The organism is Methylophaga sulfidovorans (genome assembly GCF_900114205.1).
Lineage (GTDB): Bacteria > Pseudomonadota > Gammaproteobacteria > Nitrosococcales > Methylophagaceae > Methylophaga > Methylophaga sulfidovorans.
Window position 1 is genome coordinate 79,983 of sequence record NZ_FOSH01000002.1, and the last position, 22,879, is coordinate 102,861.

Sequence of the window (22,879 nt, forward strand, 5' to 3'; positions counted from 1 at the left end):
CTACTCAGGCGCCATAAACATACTTTCGTATGAAGTCGATATCGCTGAATTATTTAAGACAACAGCTTTAAATTCTATCGGCATCAGACCATTCTGTACTTTGTCACCCGGCACTCTAACCAGCGCAGTCACAGGTACCACTTTACCCGGCTGAACAGTAATTGTGTCACCCATATCATGTAGGGTCGCACCTTCTAATCCGAGTACATCGTAACGCACTTCGATTGGATTTTTGGTTTTGTTTAACAACTTCAATGTGTATTTATTCTGGATCGAACCATCACTCAGACGAACATATAATGGCTGACGATCATGAATAACCTGAAACTCCGTTGGCGACAAAGTGAAAAAGCCATAAATAATGCCTGACAATGCTGTCAGCAAAATTAAACTATATATAATGACCCGAGGTCGTTTATACATGACTAAGACGTTTTTATCGTGGTGCAGTTCCTTATAGGAAGCATAACGAATCAAGCCCCGTGGCTGGTTTGTTTTATCCATGATGCTGTCACAGGCATCAATACACATGCCACAAGTGATACAGCCTTCCTGCTGTCCCTTTCTTATATCAATCCCAGTTGGGCAAACGGCAACACACACTTTACAGTCAATACAGCTACCCTTGGATTCATCTTCAAGCTGACCTTTTTTTAGTTTACCCCTAGGCTCACCACGTTCTGCATCATAGGCAGGCAAGATAGTGTCCTGGTCATACATAACACCTTGAAGGCGGGCATATGGGCATAGCCAGAAACACACTTGTTCACGCATGAAGCCAGCAAATATATAGGTAAATACGCCAAATACTGCCATTGCAATCCAAACAGGTAGTGGTGCTTGTAATGTAAAGATCTCAGGCCACAACTGATAAGCATCCGTAAACCAAGCAGCAAATGAAATACCTGTAATCAGCGCAATAGCAATCCACAAGGAATGCTTTGTCAGCACACGTGCAACTTTATCAAGTGACCAAGGTGCTTTTTTAAACTTCATCGCTTTCTGAGGGCTATCCCCTTCAAGCTTAGTTTCGATAAAAGTATAAATATCAGTCCACACCGTCTGGAAACAGAAGTAGCCGCAAAAGACGCGCCCAGCAATGCTCGTCACAGCGGCCAATAAAATAGCAAAGAATAATAATGTTAACGACAACATCCAGATATCCTGAGGATAAATCGTTAACTGAAAGAAATTAAATTGACGGTTTGGAATATCAAACAAAATAGCCTGATGTCCATTCCAGCGAATGTATGGGCCTAAAAAGAATATCAACCAAACAGACATCCCTATCCACTTGCGAAGTCTAAATCGTCCTTTAATACGTTTGGCGACCACTTTCTGGTCACCAGTATTCACATGCCAATCAGAGACTTCTTCATAGATTTGGGTGACATCATCATTGACGTTTGTTTGTGTTTGACTCATATCATCTCCGGAAAAAGATTTATGCTCTGCATTTTAACACAGGCACAACCTAATATTAGTACTTACTGATATTAATTCGTTATAAAAAAGCCGACTTTTGCCGGCTTTTTATTTACCTGAACAAACTGTCAGATAACGATTATTTATCGTCTAAATTTTTCATGATTCTATAACCGATGACACCTATCACAACAATGGTAAGTACAACGGATACAATCGCCCCAATAACAACTGCGTCAATATGCATATCTTCTCTCCTGAATAAGATTTCATCCCTCCCAGCAGTTAAGCTGAGAGGGTTGATATTGATTACTGTCCACCACCTAATTGATGAACATAAACAGCCAATTTCTTAATTTCAGTTACGGATAAACGCTGAGTTTCGTCACCTTCATATTCAGGCTCTTCATCCCATTTCTCAGCCTCAAGTTTAACTGCAAGTTTTTCATTCCATGCAGGCATGATCGCAACACGTGTCAGTGGATCTGATGGATCATTAACACCATGTAAAATAGTGTAGCGAACTTCTTCTGGTGCACCTGAGAAGCGCCAGATTTTATCGGTCAGATTCGCTGAGCCTAACTCATGAATACCCTTAGCATCTGCACCATGACATCCGACACAACCTTTTTCGTTAAACAACTTCCAGCCGGCTTCTGTAGCTTTACCATTTGATAAGTTTTCAACAAATTGAACCAAACCATCAACTTCTTCTGGTTTTAAGGTTTTCTCATGCGACATCATCATGCCATGACGGCCAGCAGCAATTGAATACAGAATAGTGTTGATATCACCACCATATAACCAATCATCGTCAGCCAGAATTGGGTAACCAGAATTTTTAGCTGGAACACCACCAGTACCATGACATGCTGCACAGTTATCACCGAATAACACTTTGCTCGAACCTACCGCGTAGTTTCGCATCTCTGTGTCAGCAAGAATTTCTGCTGCTGTCATCGAAGCCAATTTTTCTTCATATGGCGCTCTGACATCCTGAACTTTTGCCAGATCTTCTTTGTACTCTTTAATCTGAGTCCAACCTAACAGTCCTTTTGTACTGCCATTAATCAATGGCAGTGATGGATAAAGGATAAAATAAACCAATACCAACAAACCACTTAAGTACAGGGCATTTGTCCACCAACGTGGAGGTGGGTTCTCTAACTCTCTGATGCCATCCCATTCATGCCCTGTATCTGGCACTTCATTAGGATTCTTTTTATTATCAGCCATCATCATTTCTCCGAATTTGTATCGTCATCGTCCTGCAGCATGGTGCGGTGGGATTCTATTTTGTCTTTATTTTTAGGGTTAAGAACCCAAAAATAGAGCACCACCATCAGTACAAAAATTACTACTGTAAACACCAAGCCAAACCAGTCAGTTGCTGTCATTTCACTCCAATTAGTATGAAAATACTCTTGAAGCTTACTCACGATATGACCTGCCGGGTTCAAAGTGGACCATAGTTCCCAACACTTGTAGATAAGCTACCAGCGCTTGCATTTCAGTTTTACCTTCTACTGCAGCCGGCGCATTTTTGATTTGCTCATCAGTATATGGAACACCCAACACTTTCATTGCGCGAAGGCGTTTTTCCATGCCAGCACCATCAATGGTTGCATGCTCTAACCATGGATAGCTTGGCATAACAGATTCAGGCACAACCGAACGCGGGTTATGTAAATGCTGGATATGCCATGCATCAGAATATTTTCCACCTACACGTGCTAAGTCTGGTCCAGTACGTTTTGACCCCCACTGAAATGGATGATCGTACTTTGACTCAACAGCCAGAGAGTAATGACCGTAACGATCTTTTTCATCACGGAAAGGACGAATCATTTGTGAATGACACAAATAACAGCCTTCACGTTGATAGATATCACGACCTGCTAATTCAAGTGCTGTATATGGACGAACAGTTTTCAACTCTTCATAGTTCGGATGCACTTGATCCTCAAATGTTGTTTTGAGGTAAAACAAAGGAACAATTTCTACGATACCGCCTACTGAAACAACCAGTGCTGTTGCTAACACAAGCGCCCAGATATTTTTTTCCAGTTTCTCTTGAAAGGTAACTGGTTTATTAGAATTATGATCAGACATTCCAGTCTCCTTAAATGTTAGCAGCTGTTGCCATTGCAGCCGATGGCTTCGCAATCGCACGACGGATAGTCACAGTGACGTTAAATAACATAATGCAAGCACCTGAGAAGAAAATCAGTCCACCCATAGCACGCATTGCATAGTAAGGGTGCATTTGAGCAACTGACTCAACAAAGGTATATGCCAAGTTACCGTAGTCATCATATGCACGCCACATAAGGCCTTGCATGATGCCTGATACCCACATAGCAGTGATATAAACTGCTGTACCAATTGTGGCCATCCAGAAGTGGAGATTCACCAAACGGACTGAGTACATAGTGGTTCCCCACATACGCTCAACCATATGATAAAGCGCACCGATAGACACCATAGCTACCCAGCCTAATGCACCTGAGTGAACGTGTCCGATGGTCCAGTCGGTGTAATGTGATAATGCGTTAACAGTTTTTGCAGCCATAACAGGGCCTTCAAATGTTGACATCGCATAGAATGCTAAAGAGACAATCAGGAAGCGTAAGATATAGTCGGTACGCAGTTTGTCCCAGGCACCACTCAATGTGAACATACCATTGATTGCACCACCCCATGACGGAATGATCATCGCTAATGAAATAGCGGCACCTAATGAACCGGTCCAATCAGGTAACGCAGTATATTGAAGATGGTGAGCACCTAACCAAACATAACCGAAGACTAATGCCCAGAAATGGATAACAGATAAACGGTATGAATAAACAGGGCGATTCGCTTGTTTAGGTACAAAGTAATACATGATCCCCAAGAAGCCCGCAGTCAGGAAGAAACCAACCGCATTATGGCCCCACCACCATTGAATCATCGCATCTTGAACACCAGAGAAAAGTGAATAAGATTTAAATAATTCAACCGGGATAGCCAAGCTATTCACAACATGTAAATAAGTAATCATGACCATCATCGCAATGAAGAACCAGTTTGCAACATAAATATGTGAAACTTTGCGAATTGAAATAGTCATAATGAAGTTAAAGGTGTAAACCAACCAAACTGCAGCAATCAGAATATCAATTGGCCATTCTAATTCTGCGTATTCTTTTGATTGAGTATAACCAAGAGGTAAGGTAATGACAGCGCCAAGAATAACGAGATTCCAACCCCAAAATGTGAACCAGGCTAACTTATCACTCCACAGACGCGTACGGCATGTGCGTTGTACGATGTAATAAGCTGTAGCCATTAGTGTTGAACCACCAAAAGCAAAAATAACCGCATTGGTGTGTAAAGGACGTAAACGACCAAAACTGATATATGGATTATCAAAATTCAGGACTGGCCAAGCCAATTCTGAGGCGATATACACACCGATACCGGTGCCAACGACCAAGTAGACGCATGCCATATAGGCAAACCACTTGACCACTTGATAGTTATATTGTTGTTGTTCCGCTTGCATAGCGACCACACCTTCTCTCTTTGGAAAACTCTCTCTCAATTTTGCTGAAAACCACACAACAAAATCAGGACCCTTTTCTACGTGCTTCAATGAATATTGAAAACAGTTAGAATTTTACATCAATCATTGGATTTGCTTCACATCAAAACATTGATCTAGATCAAACGTAGTGTGATAAAGCACACTGTGCTGTGAAATGCCCCACCCGCACGTAACAGGGAATTTTCCTAAGAACAAAATGTCTGGTCAAGTTGACTACCGTTCACAGCAGATATAAAACATGTATTTATATTAATAAAACAATCAGTTACAAAATTTCTATAAAAAAAAAGAAATATCAATAATGTCAAGATAAGGGATGATTGCGGCTTATTAAATTTGCTCGTCTTTAAGGACTGACGATCAGTATCACTGCACGTTCTTCTGCTAACAGTAAATTGTATGTATGGCAGGCTGATGACAATGCCATAAACTCGGTACCGATGCCCTGTTCATTAAAATACTGGGCCGTCTGTAAGAGAGGAAAAGAAAGGCCGGCTTCAGTCGCAAAAATAATTACTTCTGGAGCCAGCGCTTTTATTGCAGAAAGAGTGTCTGCTGATAAGTTTTGAATATTACTGACGTCAATATTTTCTATTATTTGGTTTGGCGTCAAAACAAACCCTGGGTCATAAGACTTAAGAATTTGTGTATTTTTCTGGCGAACAGTAACTGACTGTTCACTATAAGAGTGGATTTGGTTAAATTCGAAAACCGCTTCCTGACTCAGTTTCATCTGTTCTACTGCTGATAACCTGCCGCATCGTTCACGCGGTCACGCAACTCTTTACCAGGTTTGAAATGCGGTACGTACTTTTCATCTAACTGAACAGATTCACCACTTTTTGGGTTACGTCCAACGCGTGGTGGTCGATGATGTAAGGTAAAACTACCAAACCCGCGAATTTCAATTCTATCTCCTTGTGAAAGGCTATCGCTCATCTGTTCTAAAATGAGTTTAACTGCAAGCTCAACATCACGATAATTTAATAGAGATTGTTTTTCAGATAAAACTTCAATCAAATCTGATTTGGTCATGTCTTTAAAATTCCTGGAATAATGCGCTAAACACCGATAGCAAATATCGGCTTTAATCTTCTGAATCCATTAGAGAAAAACCCCTGACAAAGTCAGGGGTTTATCTTTAATTTGAAAAACGATTAATTGTCTTTCTGATCCATTTGTTCTTTCAGCAAATCACCCAGAGTAGTGTTGCCTGCAGAAACATTACTGTACTCTTTCACAGCTTCTGATTCTTCTTGATCATCTTTCGCTTTGATAGAAAGAGTTAGCGTACGATCTTTACGTGACATGCCAGTAAATTTAGCTTCAACATCATCGCCAACAGCCAGAATTTTACTTGCATCTTCAACACGTTCACGAGCAATATCTGCAGCACGAACATAACCTTCAACGCCTTCAGCTAATTCAATTGTTGCGCCACGAGCATCAACAGCAGTAACTTTACCGTTAACAATGCTACCACGTGGATTTTCAGCTAAATAAGCAGAGAACGGATCATCTTGTAATTGTTTAATACCTAAAGAGATACGTTCACGTTCAGGATCAATCGCTAAAACAACTGCTTCAACGTCATCACCTTTCTTGAAGTCACGGATCAATTCTTCGTTGTCTTCTTCCCAAGAGATATCAGACAAGTGAATCAGACCATCAATACCGCCGTCTAAGCCAATAAAGATACCGAAATCAGTGATTGACTTGATAGCACCGCTAACTTTGTCACCTTTATTATGGGTCATTGCAAACTCTTCCCAAGGGTTAGTTTGACATTGTTTAATACCCAGTGAAATACGGCGACGTTCAGCATCGATATCCAGCACCATAACTTCAACTTCATCACCCAGTTGAACCAGTTTAGATGGGTGAACGTTTTTGTTAGTCCAGTCCATTTCAGACATATGAACTAAACCTTCAACGCCATCTTCGATTTCAACAAAGCAACCGTAATCAGCAATGTTTGTGACTTTACCGTGGATGCGTGTGCTGTTTGGATAACGACGAGCGATATCTTTCCAAGGATCATCACCCATTTGTTTCAGACCAAGAGAAACACGTTCGCGTTCTTTATCGAATTTCAATACTTGAACTTCAATTTCATCACCAATAGCAACGACTTCTGATGGATGTTTAACACGTTTCCAAGCCATATCAGTGATATGTAACAGACCATCGATACCGCCCAGATCAACGAACGCACCGTAGTCAGTCAGGTTCTTAACAATACCTTTAACTACTTTGCCTTCTTCCAGCGTTTCTAATAACGCTTCGCGTTCTGCACTGTTTTCTTCTTCCATAATCGCACGACGTGAAACAACGATGTTGTTGCGTGGACGATCAAGTTTGATCAGTTTGAATTCGAGTTCTTTATTTTCCAAGTGAGTAGTATCACGAATTGGACGAACATCAACCAAAGAACCAGGAAGGAATGCACGAATATTTTCCAGATCAACGGTGAAACCACCTTTAACCTTACCAGAAATAATACCCATAACGGTTTCACCCGCTTCAAACGCGTGTTCCAATTTAGTCCATGCTTCGGCAGCTTTCGCTTTATCACGTGACAGTTGTGTCGCACCAAAACCATCTTCTAATGATTCCAGAGATACATCGACTAAGTCACCAATAGAAACCGTTATCTCACCATTTTCGTTCAAAAACTCTGAAACGGGGATAGCGCCTTCTGATTTCAGACCGGCATTGACCATAACAACATCAGGACCAACATTGACTACCGTACCGGTAACAATTTTGCCTGGTTGCATTGGAGTTGAATTTAGACTCTCTTCGAAGAGATCAGCAAAGCTTTCGCTCATTGTTAAATATCCTTGACCCTGTTGAGGAAACAAGATCACCTAATTAATCACTCGCTTATGCGAGATCGTTAAACATCCCATTCGACAAGTATCGAACAGGCACCAAAAATTTAAATTGCACAATAGCTGCACACTTTTTCATATACTGCAGCGATACCTAATTCGGTAGAATCCAGTATCAATGCATCAGTAGCGGGCAATAACGGCGCGACTTTACGTTCACTATCGCGTTTGTCTCGCTCTGAGATTTCTGTAATGAGATCGGAAAGGTTACTCTCAATTCCTTTCTCTTTCAACTGCTTATAACGTCTCAACGCTCTTTCTTCCGCGCTCGCGGTTAAAAATACTTTAAATTGTGCATCAGGGAAGACAACAGTACCCATATCACGACCATCGGTGACTAAACCTGGTTGTTGGCAAAAGTCACGCTGGCGCTGTAATAGCGCTGCTCTCACAGCAGGAATCGCCGCCACTTTTGATGCTGCATTGCCAGCTTTTTCAGTCCGAATCTGCTGACTGACCTCTTCGCCTTCTAACAGTACATTGAGTCTGTCGTCATCTAAATGAAATTGCAGATCTAAAGTTTGTGCTAACTGAACAAGGGAGTTTTCATCCAAGGCAGGAATCTGATGTTTAAGACTGGCAAATGCCAACACCCGGTATATCGCACCACTATCTAAATAATGCCAGCCCAACTCTCTGGCTATCATTTGTGCAATGGTGCCTTTGCCAGAGCCACTAGGACCATCAATCGTTAAAACAGGTATATCAGCCATCAATTTCATCAACCTGCAGACCGACTTTATTAGCTAGCTCAACAAATCCAGGGAATGAAGTAGCTACGTTGGCACAATCATTAATCTGGATAGAGCCGCCAGCTTGCAGCCCCGCAATAGCAAATGACATAGCAATGCGATGGTCACTATGACTATCCACTTCACCACTGCCAATTACACCACCATTAATAACAATGCCATCTTCAGTTGGCTTGGCATCGATCCCTAATGTTGTTAAACCATCCGCCATCACCTGGATGCGATCACTTTCTTTCACCCTTAACTCTTCAGCTCCGGTCAGCACTGTCTGACCTTCGGCGCAGGCTGCAGCAATAAATAATGCAGGAAATTCATCAATGGCTAGAGGCACTTGATCTTCAGGAATTCGAATCCCTTTTAATGGCGCGTATTGAATACGGATATCTGCCACAGGCTCACCACCGGTTACTTTTTCATTGGTCAGCGTGATATTCGCGCCCATCATTCGCAAAATATTGATGACACCAATACGTGTTGGGTTTACACCAACATGTTCGAGGGTAAGATCGGAACCAGGGGCAATAGCAGCGGCCACCATAAAGAAAGTCGCTGAGGAAATATCAGCAGGCACATCTATTTTTGTTGCTGTTAATTTACCGCCACCAACAACTGACACGGTACTGCCTTCAATTTCTACCGCATAGCCCATCCCTTGTAACATACGCTCGGTATGATCACGTGTTGGTGCAGGTTCTGTCACAGAGGTTTTACCTCCTGCATATAAACCTGCTAACAATAAACAGGATTTGACCTGTGCACTGGCCATTGGCAAATCATAATGAATGGCTTTAAGGCCGTCTGTTTTATGAAGGGTAAGTGGTGGTTTACCATCGGTGGTATCGATCTTCGCGCCCATCAATGCTAGTGGCTCAGTCACACGTTTCATTGGTCTGGAGGATAATGACTTATCACCCGTCATTGTGACATCAAATCCCTGTCCCGCCAGTAGGCCAGATAACAGGCGCATGGATGTCCCACTATTACCCAGATTGAGCGAAGTTGTAGGTGCTTTAAGACCATGCATGCCTACACCATGAATGGTTACCTTGCCCTTATCAGGGCCAATAATATCCACCCCCATACCGCGAAAAACAGCAAGTGTTGCTAAAGCATCTTCACCTTCTAAAAAACCAGTAACTTCTGTTGTTCCTTCGGCAAGTGAGCCAAGCATAATCGAGCGATGGGAAATCGATTTATCACCAGGCACTCGCACCTGCCCGCTTAACTTACCACCAGGATGAACAATATATTTTTTACTAGCTTCACTAGACACGTCAGTTGGTTCCACTTTTATACTTCACTGTTATCTATCAAATCAGGATCAGAAAAACGGGTATCACGTGCTTTTTTGGCACGTGCAAAAACTTCAATCAGATAGTCCCCGTCCTCATCCTTGATGGCCTGTTCAATTTTATTAATACCTTGATGATATTCATCAAGTAAATCCAGAATGGCTTGTTTATTACCTAAACAAATGTCTCGCCACATCACAGCATCACTCGAGGCAATCCGTGAAAAATCACGAAAACCTCCAGCGGCATAGCGTAAGACTTCATCACAATCATCACGTTGCGCCAACATGCCCACCAAATTGAATGCCAGCACATGTGGCAAATGGCTGGTAGCAGCTAACACGGTATCGTGATGTTCAACATCCATTTCAAAAACTTCAGCTCCAGTCAGTTGCCACATCATTTTGATTTTTGCTGTGGCAGCTGGATCTGTTTCGCTCACGGGTGTCAGTACAACCCGATGGTCCTCATATAAAGTGGCAAATGCAGCGGAAGGGCCACTTTTTTCTGTACCGGCAATAGGATGTCCCGGAACAAACTGCTTGAAGTTATCGCCGAATGCCTCACGCGCCGCCATGATCACTTGTGCTTTGGCACTACCGCCATCGGTAATAATGGCTTCAGGTCTTATATGCTGGCTCATATCTGCAAAAACGGCTGACATCGCCCCCATTGGCACAGCAACAAAAACAACATCGGCTTCAGCAACCGCTTCAGCAATGGAATCAGCAGCCTTATCAATAACACCAAGTGCCAGTGCTTCTTGTCGGGCATTCTCACTACGTGAGTAGCCTATAACTTCGTTGACAGCACCTTTGGATTTCAATGATAAGGCGAGTGAACCACCAATCAGTCCAACACCTATTACAGCTAGCCGATTAATCATTAACCGCGTCCCAAGATACCAGATAAGGCATCGAGAAAACGTTGGTTTTCTTCAGCTAAACCAATACTGACCCGAAGGTGCTGCGGTAAACCATAATTAGCTACTGGGCGAACAATAACGCCTTCATATAACAGTTCATCATAAACTTCAAAAGCATTGGTATGCACATTGACTGTGATGAAGTTCGCTCTGGAAGGAATGTATTGCAAACCCATTTTTTCAAAGCCAGCAATAAGTTGTTTCATACCCGCTTCATTGACTTCACGTGTTTGCTGTAAATAAGCTTCATCTCCCAAAGCAGCCACTGCAGCTGCTTGAGCCAGATTACTGACATTAAATGGTTGTCTGACACGGTTAATCAAATCCGCCACTTCCGGATGTGATAAAGAGTAGCCAACACGTAAACCAGCCAAACCAAAGGCTTTAGAAAATGTACGGGTGATAATCAGATTATGAAAATCTTGTAACCACGGTACTGAGTTTTCTTCCATATTGAGGTATTCAACATAGGCTTCATCCAGTACGACCAACACCTTTTCAGGGACTTTTTCTAGAAATAATTTAATTTTCTCAGGTTCTAACCATGTACCGGTCGGGTTATTTGGATTTGCAATAAAAATAACTTTTGTACGCGAGCTAATGGCTTTATGAATAGCATCCAGATCATAACCATAGTCTTTCGCCGGAGCCACGACAGCCTTTGCACCAATAGCTTGAGTGACGATGGCATACACAGCAAAAGCGTGTTCTGAAAAAACAACTTCATCACCTGGCTCGGCAAAAGCGCGTGCCACCATTTCCAATACATCATTGGAACCATTGCCCAAGGTAATCTGCTCAGGCGCTACCTGATGTTTATCAGCCAGGGCCAATTTTAATGCGTAGCCGTTGCCATCCGGATAACGTGCCATTTCTTTGGCTGCCATTGCCACTGCCGCCACTGCCGCTTTAGGTGGACCAAGCGGATTTTCATTGGAGGCCAGCTTAATGACATTACGAACACCATACTGACGTTGTAACTCTTCAATAGGTTTACCCGGGACATAAGGTTGCAGTTGAGCAACCCCACTTACAGCAAGATCACAAAAACTCATTTCTGCTCCGTTTTATTTCTGAAGCTATCGAAAATCAACAAAATGGCGCCAATACAGATCGCAGAATCAGCCACATTAAATGCTGGCCAATGGTAGGTACCATAATAGACATCCAGAAAATCGATCACATAACCATGCACAAAGCGATCAATCACATTACCCAGGGCACCGCCCAGGATTAATGCTAAAGAAGCCGCTTCCAGTTTCGCATCCGTTTTTAAGCGCTTAAGCCAAAACAGTAAGATGATACTCACCACAATGGCTAAACCGCTAAAAAACCAACGTTGCCAGCCGCTTTCTGCAGCAAGAAAACTAAATGCCGCACCATGGTTATACGCCAAAGTAATATTAAAAAAGGGCAAAACGGCTATAGACTGATACAGCTCCAATGCACTATTTGCCCACCATTTGCTGAGCTGATCAAATACAATCACCAAAGCAGAAAGATTCAACCATTTCAGCATGCTATTTATTTAAGCGAACCGTCTTAGCTCGCCATCTCCTTCGATATTGTCAACACAACGACTACATAACTCAGGGTGTTCGGGATTTTGTCCGACAGAGCTAACTTGGTGCCAGCAGCGATCACAACGCTCATATTCAGCAGCTTTGATACTGACTAACACCTCAGGCATACTGGTCGAAACAGCTTGTTTAGCTGCTTCATCATTCAGGCTGTGGAGAGTGACTTTAGAAGTAATCAATACAAACTTTAATTCATCCTCAAGTTTGCTTAATAAAGCCAATAAACTATCATCAACAAATAAGCTGATTTCAGCGGTCAAACCACCTTTAATCTTCCCTGCATTACGTTGATTTTCGAGTTCCTTAGCAACCACCTCTCTGACACTAAACACTTGGTTCCAGAAAGCCAAATCAAAGTCGGTGTTTTGAGTTAATGGTGCTAACTCATCACTCCAGAGATTAAGTAATACAGATTCATTACGCTCACCCGGTAAATATCCCCATAATTCATCAGCAGTAAAACTTAGAATAGGCGCCATCCAACGTACCATCGCTTCCAGAATATGGTACATGGCTGTTTGTGATGAGCGTCTGCCCAAGCTATCTGTCTGCATGGTGTATTGGCGATCTTTAGTGATATCCAGATACAAACTACCCATTTCATTGGCACAGAAATTATGTAATTTCTGATAAATCACATGGAACTGGTAACTTTCATAAGCCGCCAGAATATCTTGCTGTAAGTGATAAGCACGATCTAAGGCCCAACGGTCTAAAGGTAATAAATCGTTAACTGCAACCATGTCATTAGCCGGATCAAAATCATCAAGATTCGATAAAAGATAGCGAGCGGTATTACGAATACGGCGATAAGAGTCAGCAGTACGTTTCAGAATTTCATCAGAAACGGTCATCTCACCACTGTAATCAGCTGAGGCTACCCACAGACGAATAATGTCTGCCCCCAGATTGTTCATCACTTTCTGTGGAGAAACAGTGTTGCCCAACGACTTAGACATTTTTTTACCATTGGCATCAACAGTAAAGCCATGAGTCAATGCTGCTTTATAAGGTGCTTTACCTGTTGTCGCCACCGAAGTCAGCAAGGATGACTGGAACCAGCCACGATGTTGGTCGCTCCCTTCCAGATATAAGTCAGCAGGACGATTCAGATAGTCACGGCGTGCTAAAACACAGGCATGCGACACACCTGAGTCAAACCAGACATCCAAGGTATCTGTAACCTTTTCATATTCAGCCGCTTGCTCACCTAATAAAGACTCAGGCTCTAAATCAAACCAGGCATCAATACCTTCTTGCTCTACTTTCTGAGCAACAGTTTCCATCAACTGTTCAGTATCAGGATGTAATTCACCTGTTTGTTGATGAACAAATAACGGAATCGGCACACCCCAGGTACGCTGACGTGAAATACACCAATCAGGACGTCCTTCCACCATATTTTCGATACGCTTTTGTCCCCAGGCAGGCATCCAGTCTGTATCGGCAATGGCTTTCATCGCGGCACTTCGCAGACCATTCTGGTCCATGCTAACGAACCATTGTGGCGTTGCACGGAAAATGATCGGGCTCTTATGACGCCAGCAGTGCGGATAGCTATGTTGGATATCGATATGCGCCAACAGTGCGCCTTTTTCTTTCAAAAGCGCGATAACATCCGGATTCGCTTTAAATACAGATTTGCCAGCAAAAATCGGCGTATCCGGTAAAAACACCCCATTACCACCAACCGGATTATCGACTTTTAAGTCATATTTCAGACCAACAACAAAGTCGTCTTGACCATGACCTGGAGCAGTATGAACAGCCCCTGTACCAGCATCAGCAGTGACATGGTCACCTAAAATAACGGGTACTTGTCGGTCGTAAAATGGATGCTGGAGCAGTAAACCTTCCAGTTTTTCGCCTTTAAAGCGCGCCACTACTTCGGCTTCAATGTCATAACGTTGAAGCGCCGCTTCATACAATGATTCGGCTAAAACCAGTTGCTCGTTATCTGCTTGTAACAAAACATAAGTGAATTCAGGATTCACCGAAACAGCTTGATTAGCAGGTAATGTCCAAGGCGTGGTTGTCCAGATAGGTAAACTTACAACACCGTTACCTGACTGACCCACGGCTTTTTCAAAAGCATTTTGGTCAACAACATTAAAACGCACATCAATTGCTGGCGAGGTTTTATCTTCGTATTCAACTTCCGCCTCTGCTAAAGCAGAACCGCAGTCCACACACCAGTGCACAGGTTTCACACCTTTATGCAGGTGGCCTTGCTTAGTGATTTGTCCTAAGGTACGGATGATGTCAGCTTCAAAGCTGAAATCCATCGTCAAATAGGGATTATCCCACTCACCCAAAACACCTAAACGTTTAAAGTCTTCGCGTTGACCATCCACTTGTTTCGCAGCATAATCACGACAGGCCTGACGAAACTCTTTGGCAGTGACTTTTACACCAGGTTTACCCACTTTCTTCTCGACATTCAGTTCGATAGGCAAACCATGACAATCCCAGCCGGGAACATATGGCGCATCAAACCCACTCAAGGTTTTAGACTTGATAATAATATCTTTTAAAATCTTGTTAACGGCATGACCAATATGGATATCACCATTTGCATAAGGAGGACCATCATGCAAAATAAATTGTGGTCTACCTTTGGCCTGTTCACGAATTTTTTCGTAGAGATTAATGTCTTGCCAATGTTGCAGCGTTTGAGGTTCACGATTAGGTAAACCGGCTTTCATCGGAAATGCTGTTGCAGGTAAATTTAACGTTTGTTTGTAGTCAGCCACAAGATTCTCGTAGAGTAGGAAAACTAAAAGCGGTGATTATACGGATTTTTATTGCCGACCTAAATCATTGAAAGCACTTTTATTTACACTCTGTGCTTATGCAAACAGGATTATTTGCAGTAGAATGCCGATTTTAACCCATCACAATTGAGCTGACGCTTTATGTCCATATCAAAAAAGGTGATCATCCGCGGACTAACTTTAGAGGGTGGAAAGTTTCGTCCCAGTGACTGGGCTGAGCGCTTATGCGGAGCGGTAGCTTCTTATGGCCCTGGCCGTCGCATCATTTTTCACCCAAGTGTCAGAATGGCGACATTAGATGGCGTCAAATGCGTGGTGATTGATGCAGACTTAGAACAAAGAGACGAAATGCTTTTCGACTTTCTGGTCGATTTTGCCAAAGACAACAAGCTACAAATCGACCACACCGATAATTTCGACTCAGAGCAACACTAAGTTTCCTGCTCAGCATCAGGCCAGTTCTGAATATAATTTTTTAGCAGCTTATTCTCAAACTTGGCTTTTTTCAGCAGCTCTTCCACGATATCGGTAATAGATAACATACCTTCCAGCTTGCCTTTATAGACAACAGGTAAGTGACGGATATTATATTCCACCATTTTATTCATCACTTCTTCGAGCGTGTTATCTGGTTCACAGGTATGCGGATTGGGGGTCATGGCATCACTGACCAACCTCTGATGCCACTGTTCTGGATCGGTATCCAGAATTTTCAGAATATCCCGTTCTGATAATATTCCAATCATCGCACCATTAGGTTCAGTAATGATTAATGAACCTATCCGGTGTTCCATCAACATAGCAACCGCTTTATCCAGACTATCTGTTGGCGATAAGCCAATGACAGGTTTACCTTTATTTTTGGTAATCGATCTGACTTTCATGGTCCTGCCCCTCTTCTCTGAGTGCTGAGGCCTATTCTGCTTGAGTCAGTAAGTGTTTGGCAACAAATAAGAAAAAAGGATTGCATGATAATTCATGCAACCCTTTGTGGAACTACCAGTTGTAAGTAGCTGAAGCAATGACTCGACGACCATCACCGAAGTAACACACCAGATCCGTACACGTGGTTGTGTATTCACGATCAAATAAGTTACTGACATTTAGCGCCAGTCTTACATCATCAAAGTCATAACGGAGACTGGCATCAGTTAATGTGTAACCGCCGGTTTCAATATCGACGCTCTGATTACCACTTATTGGACTCAAATTGTCTCTACCAATATAAGTGCTTTCTCCTATATAACGTAAGCCAGCGCCCATTCCCAAGCCTTTCAGTACACCGCTTGTTTGTGTGTAATCCGGCCATACACTCGCTGTTTGGCGTGGTTGATTAGGTATCAGGCTATCTTTTTCCCAGCTATTAGGGCTTTTAGTAATACGCGCATCTACATAGCTATAAGCTGCTGAGAGCTTAAGTTGCTCTGTTAACTCCAAACCAACTTCAATCTCTATACCGGTAGAATTCACTTCACCGACCTGACGAGAAATATTATTGGTACCAGAAAGATCATATTCAGTTATCACATAATCATCTTTGATTAAATCAAAAGCCGCTAAACTAATAAAACCATCAATATTTTTGGGTTCATATTTAACACCAACTTCATATTGTTTGGCTTTTTCTGGATCAAATAAATTGCCTTCCACATCAGTACTGGTTACTAAGTTAAATGATTCGCTATAACTGATATAAGGTGATAGGCCATTATCGAATTTATAAAGCAGACCAACGCGACCTGAAAAGTCTTCCGCTGATTTATCTGCATCATTAGCTGTGTTATTTGAGAAATCTACATCAACATCATTTTTGACCCAGTCATAACGCCCACCAATAAGCAAGCGCCAATTTTCATAAGCCAGTTGATCCTGAATATAAAGTCCGGTTTGACGTGAGTAGACATCCTTCTTATTGCTAAGAGACAAATTACCAACGGCTGAACCATACACAGGATTTAAATAATTAATAGCTGAGGCTGTTCCACTGAAATTCTTTTCTGTTGAATCAGAATACCGCCAATCAAGACCAATAAGCACATCATGAGTTAGCTTTCCACTATCAAAATGAGCTAACAGCTGATTATCTACAGCAAATGCGTTTAAATCTTCTTTCCTTCTGGATGCTTCTCTTCCTTGTATCCCTTTCGTTAAGTCGCTCGCTAATATATTTCGACTGATCCCTAATGCTTTAAAATCAAGATTGACGTGATCATAACGTGTATTTTGTCTGAATGACCATGTGTCATTAAATGCATGGGAAAACTCATATCCAACAGATCGATAATCACGATCAAAGTTATTAAAATCTTCCTCACCATCAAAAAATCCAAATTCTCGGTCGTATACCTTCGCCCCACCTTTAAAAGCACTAAATGTCTTCAATAATGTTGGTGAAAAATGACTATTAAAGCTATAAGTTTGCTTATCATGCTGCTCTAGAGCCAGTACTGTTAATTGGGTGTCGTCACTGATATTCCAGGTTAATGACGGAGCCACCATCTTCCGTCTTGAATCGTTGTAATCAACTTCGGAATTACCATCGTTTCCGACAAAGGTTAGGCGATAAAGAAGCTTGCCTTCATCATCGACTTTGCCACTAAAATCCCCTGCCAACTCAAAGAAATCATCACTGCCGGCTGATAGACGTAGCTCATGCAAAGTTTCTTCTGTAGGGCGTTTGCTGACTAGGTTGACCAAACCACCCGGTTGCGCCTGTCCATAAGTGACGGAGCTCGGGCCACGAATCACTTCTACACGTTCTAATGCATAACTATCTGCTCTAGGCAGACCATAAGTACTGGTTGGTATCAAGAGACCATCACGATACACTTGGTTTTTAGCATCAAAGCCTCGCAAGCTGAACCAGTCATAACGCGTATCGTAACCGTAAGGCACACTTAAACTTGGCGTGTATTGCAAAGCCTGTGTGACTGTTTTTACACCACGATTAATGAGCTGCTGCTGTGTCACCACCGAGATAGACTGAGGCGTATCAAAAATAGACGCATTGGTTTTTGTTGCGCTTGTGCCTCTCTCAGCATGATAACTATCGATAGGGTCATACGCTGACAAGCTGGTATGTTGTCCGGTGACAGTGACTACCGGTAAATCGGCTGATTTATCACTACTTTGAGTCAGTCGATAACTTGTGTCTGATTGCTGAACCACAGATAGAGGTGTGCCTCGCAACAATATTTGCAGGCCTTCACTAATTTTATAATCCCCTTTCAGTCCTGAGGTTTTATAAGGTGCAGCGAGTTCTGGTGAAAAACTTAATAAAATACCAGCTTGCCGTCCGAACTGATTCAGAGCCGTCGCCAAATCACCTGCGGCAACATTAAAGGTTCTTTTTTCATTACTCTGCGCTGATACTTGCTCCGCTGCCAGTGCAGATGTGGTAGATAATACAGTTAAGCCAGCCGCAGCGAGCAAAGCTGTGGTCAGCGTTACTGCGCTTAATAATGCAGGTTTATTGAACATGAGATTCCTCACTTTCCATTAACAAATAGTGTCTATTTGTTGTGTCACGTGAGAATGAAAAACAGACCAAAAAATTTAACTTGTTTGCTGTGGTTTCAACGTTATCCAATAACGTGTTCTATACACTAACTCAAGCTGAAGTGTTGCAGCTAAGGCTTTTAAGACCTGATCTATCTTGTTTAGAGGGTAAGTACCAGAAACCCGCCGATCGGCTATTGAAGGGTCACAACGTAACCAGCCATGATGATAATTTTCCAGCTCAGTCAGTACATCAGCCAAAGGTAAATTATCAGCCACTAATATATGTTGTTGCCATGCCAAGGCCTCATCTCTGGCAGGCATAATGGAGCCCAACGGATCATCAGTAAAACTGACCTGATGACCTGCTTTAATCAGCAGCGGTGAAATTTTATTCTGTATAAGAACATTCACAGCCCCCTCATAAACAGCGACTAAAGCCGCATTGTCACGCTGTCTTACATAAAAACGGGTGCCCAATGGTTGTAAGTCAGCCCAGGGAGTGTGTAATAAAAAGGGTCTGCTATCTTTTCCTGTTGTGATAACAACATCACCTGCCAGCAAAGTAAGGTAACGCTGCTGCTCTGAATACTGTACTGAAAATGCTGTATTGGCATTCATATATACATGCGTACCATCAGCCAGAGTTACCTGCCGGGTCTCAGCAGTGCCCGTATGGTAATCAGCCATTAATGGGGAAAGAAGCGCATCATTCTTTAATAACGCCCATGAGCCACCGCTGACAATCGCGATACCTGCCAATGATTGCAAAAAATGACGGCGACTTTTAGCCGCTTTATCAAAAGATTGGTGAGTTACCGCTCGTGTAAGTGGTGAGCTTAGAGAACTCAGCTCATTATTAACCTGCTCGATTCTTGACCAGGCCAGCTGATGACGGGCATCGGCCTCAAGCCATTTCTGCCATTGCTGCCTGAGCACATGGTCATCATCACGTTCACTTAAGCTCAGATACCATTCAATAGCCTCTAATGCGATTTTTTGTTCTATTTGAATGGCTTCAGACATTGTTTAGTTCACGCTGATGGCAAAATAACATTGGGCAGCAGCACGACTTAGATAGCGTTTAACTGTAGACACCGAAACAGACAATTTCTCAGCAATTTCCTGTTGTTTCATTCCGTCCAGTTGAGCATAAAGAAATGCACGTTTCACATCCTGCGGCAAACCTTGTAATCGCTGATTAATCGCCACTATCGACTCAATAATAATAGCCTGCTCTTCTTCAGAGGGGTGTAAATCTTCAGGTATCTCAGCAATAGCCTCTAAATAGGCTCTTTCAACATATTGACGTCGCCAATGGTTAGCGACATTACGCTTGGCCAGCGTGGTCAGAAATGCACGCGGCTCTTCTAACAATAGCTGTTCCTCACGCGCCAATAAGGTCACAAAAATATCATGGGAAATATCAGCAGCAGATTCCGTTGACCCCACTTTGCCTCTTAGCCAGCGAAATAACCAACTATGGTGTTGCCGATAAAGACTAGCGATGGTTTGTTGCTCTGACTCCTGATAAACGGACATAGATTGCCTGACGAGTTAAGTAAATAAGAATCATTATCATATAATACTCAACCTTAATCAGGCAATAACTATTCAGCTATCAGAGATGTTCGCGAGTTGCCCGGAAGTCGATATCAGGCCAGCGTTCCATCGTCAGATCAAGATTTACTCGTGTTGGGGCGATATAAGTCAGATTGCCTGCGCCATCCAGTGCCAGATTTTGTGATGCTTTCTTTTTAAACTCTTCCAGTTTGCGTTCATCATCACAGTACACCCAGCGAGCGGTATATACCTGAACAGCTTCATACGCACATTCCACGTTATATTCACCTTTCAAACGGTGAACTACCACGTCGAACTGAAGCACACCTACCGCACCCAAGATAAGATCATTATTATCCAGCGGACGGAATAACTGAGTTGCACCCTCTTCACTCAGCTGCTGTAAGCCTTTTAATAGTGCTTTATTCTTAAGAGGATCTTTTAATCTGACCCGACGGAATAACTCAGGCGCGAAATAAGGAATACCGGTGAACTGAAGCACTTCGCCTTGGGTAAAGGTGTCGCCAATCTGAATGGTGCCGTGATTATGCAACCCTAAAATATCGCCAGGATAAGCTTCTTCAGCCTGCTCACGCTCAGCTGCCATAAAGGTCACCGCATTGGCAATAGTGACATCCTTGCCAATTCGTGACTGATGCAGCTTCATACCTTTTGTGTATTTGCCAGAACACACTCGTAAAAAGGCAATACGGTCACGATGTTTCGGATCCATATTGGCCTGAATCTTAAATACAAAACCGCTGAACGCTTCTTCGGTCGCATCCACTTCACGTGTTTTTGTTTCACGTGGCTGTGGTGGTGGTGCATATTCGACGAAAGAATCCATCAACTCGGTAATACCAAAGTTATTCATTGCTGAACCGAAAAAGACTGGGGTTAGACGTCCTGCCAGAAATTCATCCAAAACAAATTCATGGCTAGCACCACGCACTAATTCAATTTCTTCGCGTAAGTCTTCGGCCATACTGCCAAACAGCTCATCCAATCTGGGATTATCCAAGCCCTCAATGATTTCTCCGGCTTCTTTGCTGTGCGGCTCAAACAAATGCACACTGTCATTTAATAAATGGAAAATACCTTTGAAGCCTTTACCCATCCCGATTGGCCAGGTAATCGGCGCACATTGGATGTTCAGAATCGTTTCGACTTCATCAAGTAGTTCAATCGGTTCACGACCTTCCCGATCAAGTTTATTAACGAAGGTCAGAATCGGCGTGTCACGCAGACGACAGACTTCCATTAATTTGATGGTACGTTCTTCAACACCTTTTGCACTGTCAATCACCATCAAGGCCGAGTCAACAGCGGTTAATGTCCGGTAGGTATCTTCCGAGAAGTCAGCATGACCCGGAGTATCCAGAAGATTAACGATACGATCACGATATGGAAACTGCATTACAGAAGACGTTACTGATATGCCCCGTTCTTTCTCCATTTCCATCCAGTCTGATGTAGCGTGACGATCGGTTTTCCGGGATTTAACACTCCCCGCCATCTGAATCGCACCACCGAAATAGAGCAGCTTTTCAGTTAATGTCGTTTTACCGGCATCCGGATGCGAAATAATCGCAAAAGTGCGGCGCTTTGATGCTGCTTGTTGAACTGGGCTAGATGACATGAATGTAGTGCTCTTATGAATACTAATATTCTGAAGGTTCAGAAAAGTCGCCTATTTTCGCTGAAAACGCATGGGGAAACAATCAAACAAGACAAATCCTAATGCGATTAACACAACAGACATATTAGCGAGACGAGATTTTGTGGTAACTTTTAGCTTCTTCATAAGGCTGTAACTATGTCACGGAAAAAAGTAGCACGACACAAAGCGATCATTGACGAACTGACTATCAACCCTTCTATGCGGGTAAGTGAATTAGCAAAAACACTGCAAGTTACCACTGAAACTATTCGTCGAGATTTAGAAGAATTAGCAGAACAAAACCTGATTAGTCGTACTTATGGTGGCGCCTTGCTAAGACAGGCAGCTGAACCTGTCCTCAATGAACGTCATAAAGCTAATCTGGCTGAGCGTGCAGCCATTGCCAAAAAAGCCGCTCCGACATTGAAAGGAGCTAAAGTACTGATGATAGGTTCAGGGGTCACCACGGTTGAAGTTGCTAAACGTATCGCCTATGAAATGAATAACATTACCGTCATTACGCATGCTTTTGGTGTGGCCACGGTTCTATCATTCAATCCGACTATCAAGGTCATCATGGCGCCTGGTCTTTATCATGGTGAAGAAGGCGCTACACATGGCTCTCAGACCTGTCAGTTTTTATCAGATTACACAGCTGACTGGGCTATTCTCGGCGCCAGCAGTCTGGCACCTACAGGGCCAGCAGATGCACTCACCGATGCCGCAGATGTGTATAAACAAATGATTCGCCAAAGTGCTAATAATATGGTGGTTGCTGATCACAGTAAATTTGATCGCATGGCAACAGCCCGCTATGCCAGATGGAATGAGATTGATCACTTAGTGACTGATCGTCAACCCAGCGGACCATTAAAAAGAGCCTTAATGGCTGATAAAGTAAACATCATTGAGGCGGCAGTCTGAACA

The 22,879-nt window shown here is 42.9% G+C and carries 21 protein-coding genes; 2 read left to right on the forward strand and 19 right to left on the reverse strand.

Annotated elements, in window-relative coordinates:
- From ccoG to ileS, 14 genes are all read right to left on the reverse strand, one after another.
- Entirely contained in the window at positions 1–1,425 is a 1,425-nt protein-coding gene (gene ccoG / locus BM232_RS01715) for a cytochrome c oxidase accessory protein CcoG (protein ID WP_091711474.1), read from the reverse strand.
- 309 nt (positions 1,426–1,734) lie between these two features.
- A complete protein-coding gene (gene ccoP / locus BM232_RS01720) occupies positions 1,735–2,661 on the reverse strand; it encodes a cytochrome-c oxidase, cbb3-type subunit III (RefSeq protein ID WP_091711632.1) in 927 nt (308 codons plus the stop codon).
- A gap of 2 nt (positions 2,662–2,663) precedes the next feature.
- Entirely contained in the window at positions 2,664–2,822 is a 159-nt protein-coding gene (locus tag BM232_RS01725) for a cbb3-type cytochrome c oxidase subunit 3 (protein ID WP_007145726.1), read from the reverse strand.
- Positions 2,823–2,856: 34 nt separating this feature from the next.
- Positions 2,857–3,537 carry a cytochrome-c oxidase, cbb3-type subunit II gene (ccoO, locus tag BM232_RS01730; RefSeq protein WP_091711475.1) on the reverse strand — a complete coding sequence of 227 codons (681 nt, stop codon included), beginning with the start codon at positions 3,535–3,537 and terminating at the stop codon, positions 2,857–2,859.
- Positions 3,538–3,547: 10 nt separating this feature from the next.
- Positions 3,548–4,972, reverse strand: coding sequence for a cytochrome-c oxidase, cbb3-type subunit I (gene ccoN, locus BM232_RS01735; protein WP_091711476.1), 1,425 nt, complete (start codon positions 4,970–4,972; stop codon positions 3,548–3,550).
- A 388-nt stretch (positions 4,973–5,360) separates the two neighbouring features.
- Entirely contained in the window at positions 5,361–5,747 is a 387-nt protein-coding gene (locus tag BM232_RS01740) for an MTH938/NDUFAF3 family protein (RefSeq protein WP_091711477.1), read from the reverse strand.
- Between the two features lie 5 nt (positions 5,748–5,752).
- Entirely contained in the window at positions 5,753–6,049 is a 297-nt protein-coding gene (locus BM232_RS01745; protein ID WP_007145730.1) for an integration host factor subunit beta, read from the reverse strand.
- A 122-nt stretch (positions 6,050–6,171) separates the two neighbouring features.
- Positions 6,172–7,845 carry a 30S ribosomal protein S1 gene (gene rpsA, locus BM232_RS01750; protein ID WP_091711478.1) on the reverse strand — a complete coding sequence of 558 codons (1,674 nt, stop codon included), beginning with the start codon at positions 7,843–7,845 and terminating at the stop codon, positions 6,172–6,174.
- Positions 7,846–7,955: 110 nt separating this feature from the next.
- Entirely contained in the window at positions 7,956–8,621 is a 666-nt protein-coding gene (cmk, locus tag BM232_RS01755) for a (d)CMP kinase (RefSeq protein WP_091711633.1), read from the reverse strand.
- Positions 8,614–9,933 (reverse strand): 3-phosphoshikimate 1-carboxyvinyltransferase, encoded by a 1,320-nt coding sequence (gene aroA / locus BM232_RS01760; RefSeq protein WP_091711634.1) that lies wholly within the window; start codon positions 9,931–9,933, stop codon positions 8,614–8,616. The genes cmk and aroA overlap by 8 nt, the downstream gene beginning before the upstream one ends.
- A gap of 17 nt (positions 9,934–9,950) precedes the next feature.
- Complete coding sequence (locus tag BM232_RS01765; RefSeq protein WP_091711479.1) at positions 9,951–10,838, reverse strand: prephenate dehydrogenase; 888 nt, start codon at positions 10,836–10,838, stop codon at positions 9,951–9,953.
- Positions 10,838–11,932 carry a histidinol-phosphate transaminase gene (gene hisC / locus BM232_RS01770; RefSeq protein WP_091711480.1) on the reverse strand — a complete coding sequence of 365 codons (1,095 nt, stop codon included), beginning with the start codon at positions 11,930–11,932 and terminating at the stop codon, positions 10,838–10,840. The genes BM232_RS01765 and hisC overlap by 1 nt, the downstream gene beginning before the upstream one ends.
- On the reverse strand, positions 11,929–12,396 hold the full coding sequence (gene lspA / locus BM232_RS01775) for a signal peptidase II (protein WP_091711481.1): 468 nt from the start codon (positions 12,394–12,396) through the stop codon (positions 11,929–11,931). Before lspA ends, hisC begins: the two co-directional genes overlap by 4 nt.
- Positions 12,397–12,405: 9 nt before the next feature.
- Entirely contained in the window at positions 12,406–15,210 is a 2,805-nt protein-coding gene (gene ileS / locus BM232_RS01780) for an isoleucine--tRNA ligase (RefSeq protein ID WP_091711482.1), read from the reverse strand.
- A 162-nt stretch (positions 15,211–15,372) separates the two neighbouring features.
- Between ileS and BM232_RS01785 the strand changes: the two genes are divergently transcribed.
- The gene (locus tag BM232_RS01785) at positions 15,373–15,666 is read left to right on the forward strand and encodes a DUF3579 domain-containing protein (RefSeq protein ID WP_091711483.1); all 294 of its coding nucleotides are present in this window, start codon (positions 15,373–15,375) and stop codon (positions 15,664–15,666) included.
- Here the strand turns inward: BM232_RS01785 and BM232_RS01790 are convergent.
- From BM232_RS01790 to BM232_RS01810, 5 genes are all read right to left on the reverse strand, one after another.
- On the reverse strand, positions 15,663–16,115 hold the full coding sequence (locus BM232_RS01790; protein WP_091711484.1) for a CBS domain-containing protein: 453 nt from the start codon (positions 16,113–16,115) through the stop codon (positions 15,663–15,665). The two genes, BM232_RS01785 and BM232_RS01790, sit on opposite strands and share 4 nt — an antisense overlap.
- 112 nt (positions 16,116–16,227) lie before the next feature.
- Complete coding sequence (locus BM232_RS01795; protein ID WP_091711485.1) at positions 16,228–18,711, reverse strand: TonB-dependent siderophore receptor; 2,484 nt, start codon at positions 18,709–18,711, stop codon at positions 16,228–16,230.
- 75 nt (positions 18,712–18,786) lie between these two features.
- A complete protein-coding gene (locus BM232_RS01800) occupies positions 18,787–19,755 on the reverse strand; it encodes a FecR domain-containing protein (protein WP_091711486.1) in 969 nt (322 codons plus the stop codon).
- 3 nt (positions 19,756–19,758) lie between these two features.
- Positions 19,759–20,271, reverse strand: coding sequence for a sigma-70 family RNA polymerase sigma factor (locus tag BM232_RS01805; protein WP_091711487.1), 513 nt, complete (start codon positions 20,269–20,271; stop codon positions 19,759–19,761).
- 79 nt (positions 20,272–20,350) lie between these two features.
- Positions 20,351–21,931, reverse strand: coding sequence for a peptide chain release factor 3 (locus BM232_RS01810; RefSeq protein ID WP_091711488.1), 1,581 nt, complete (start codon positions 21,929–21,931; stop codon positions 20,351–20,353).
- A 177-nt stretch (positions 21,932–22,108) separates the two neighbouring features.
- On the opposite strand from BM232_RS01810, the gene BM232_RS01815 reads away from it, so the two are divergent.
- Positions 22,109–22,876: a DeoR/GlpR family DNA-binding transcription regulator gene (locus BM232_RS01815; RefSeq protein ID WP_091711489.1), complete on the forward strand. Its 768-nt coding sequence runs from the start codon at positions 22,109–22,111 to the stop codon at positions 22,874–22,876.
- Positions 22,877–22,879: the final 3 nt, after the last annotated feature.

Excerpts from the sequence above, each read along its gene's own strand:
- BM232_RS01725 (WP_007145726.1), bottom strand. The coding sequence starts at position 2,822 with ATGACAGCAACTGACTGGTTTGGCTTGGTGTTTACAGTAGTAATTTTT.
- BM232_RS01805 (WP_091711487.1), bottom strand. The coding sequence starts at position 20,271 with ATGTCCGTTTATCAGGAGTCAGAGCAACAAACCATCGCTAGTCTTTAT.
- BM232_RS01800 (WP_091711486.1), bottom strand. The coding sequence starts at position 19,755 with ATGTCTGAAGCCATTCAAATAGAACAAAAAATCGCATTAGAGGCTATT.
- BM232_RS01765 (WP_091711479.1), bottom strand. The coding sequence starts at position 10,838 with ATGATTAATCGGCTAGCTGTAATAGGTGTTGGACTGATTGGTGGTTCA.
- BM232_RS01815 (WP_091711489.1), top strand. The coding sequence starts at position 22,109 with ATGTCACGGAAAAAAGTAGCACGACACAAAGCGATCATTGACGAACTG.
- rpsA (WP_091711478.1), bottom strand. The coding sequence starts at position 7,845 with ATGAGCGAAAGCTTTGCTGATCTCTTCGAAGAGAGTCTAAATTCAACT.
- BM232_RS01785 (WP_091711483.1), top strand. The coding sequence starts at position 15,373 with ATGTCCATATCAAAAAAGGTGATCATCCGCGGACTAACTTTAGAGGGT.
- BM232_RS01795 (WP_091711485.1), bottom strand. The coding sequence starts at position 18,711 with ATGTTCAATAAACCTGCATTATTAAGCGCAGTAACGCTGACCACAGCT.
- cmk (WP_091711633.1), bottom strand. The coding sequence starts at position 8,621 with ATGGCTGATATACCTGTTTTAACGATTGATGGTCCTAGTGGCTCTGGC.
- lspA (WP_091711481.1), bottom strand. The coding sequence starts at position 12,396 with ATGCTGAAATGGTTGAATCTTTCTGCTTTGGTGATTGTATTTGATCAG.
- ccoG (WP_091711474.1), bottom strand. The coding sequence starts at position 1,425 with ATGAGTCAAACACAAACAAACGTCAATGATGATGTCACCCAAATCTAT.
- ccoP (WP_091711632.1), bottom strand. The coding sequence starts at position 2,661 with ATGGCTGATAATAAAAAGAATCCTAATGAAGTGCCAGATACAGGGCAT.
- BM232_RS01810 (WP_091711488.1), bottom strand. The coding sequence starts at position 21,931 with ATGTCATCTAGCCCAGTTCAACAAGCAGCATCAAAGCGCCGCACTTTT.
- BM232_RS01740 (WP_091711477.1), bottom strand. The coding sequence starts at position 5,747 with ATGAAACTGAGTCAGGAAGCGGTTTTCGAATTTAACCAAATCCACTCT.
- ccoN (WP_091711476.1), bottom strand. The coding sequence starts at position 4,972 with ATGCAAGCGGAACAACAACAATATAACTATCAAGTGGTCAAGTGGTTT.
- BM232_RS01745 (WP_007145730.1), bottom strand. The coding sequence starts at position 6,049 with ATGACCAAATCAGATTTGATTGAAGTTTTATCTGAAAAACAATCTCTA.
- ccoO (WP_091711475.1), bottom strand. The coding sequence starts at position 3,537 with ATGTCTGATCATAATTCTAATAAACCAGTTACCTTTCAAGAGAAACTG.
- hisC (WP_091711480.1), bottom strand. The coding sequence starts at position 11,932 with ATGAGTTTTTGTGATCTTGCTGTAAGTGGGGTTGCTCAACTGCAACCT.
- BM232_RS01790 (WP_091711484.1), bottom strand. The coding sequence starts at position 16,115 with ATGAAAGTCAGATCGATTACCAAAAATAAAGGTAAACCTGTCATTGGC.